Here is a 440-nt window from a genome sequence, read left to right as displayed (position 1 = left end):
CTGAACGGCATTGGCCACCAGGTCGAAGTCGGCGATGGCGGCGAAGTCGTGGTCCTTGAAGCGCAGACGGTTCACTTTGGAGTCGGTGCAGGCACCCATGCCGATCACCACGTCACGCAGTTTCACGTCTTCACGCACGGCACCGCAGGAGCCCACGCGGATCAGGGTCTTCACGCCGTAGTCGGTGATCAGCTCTTTTGCGTAGATGGAGCAGGACGGGATGCCCATGCCGTGACCCATGACAGAGATGCGACGACCCTTGTAGGTGCCGGTGAAACCGAACATGTTGCGCACGTCGCACACCTGCTCGACGTTCTCCAGGAAGGTTTCGGCGATGTACTTGGCACGCAGGGGGTCGCCCGGCATCAGCACGGTATCAGCAAAGGCGCCATCTTTCGCATTGATATGAGGAGTTGCCATTCTCTTTATTCCTTCACACT

1 protein-coding gene is annotated in these 440 nt (G+C 58.9%); it reads right to left on the bottom strand.

Annotated elements, in window-relative coordinates; all coding sequences use genetic code 11:
- A partial coding sequence (deoD, locus tag ACEWB7_RS17885; RefSeq protein ID WP_411581074.1) for a purine-nucleoside phosphorylase occupies window positions 1-420 on the bottom strand: 420 nt, incomplete at its 3' end.
- Window positions 421-440: the final 20 nt, after the last annotated feature.

It is taken from the genome of Acinetobacter sp. NIOH-H-8 (genome assembly GCF_046635365.1).
Lineage (GTDB): Bacteria > Pseudomonadota > Gammaproteobacteria > Pseudomonadales > Moraxellaceae > Acinetobacter.
Note: the sequence above shows the minus strand (reverse complement) of the source record. Positions and strands in the feature narration are given on the sequence as shown.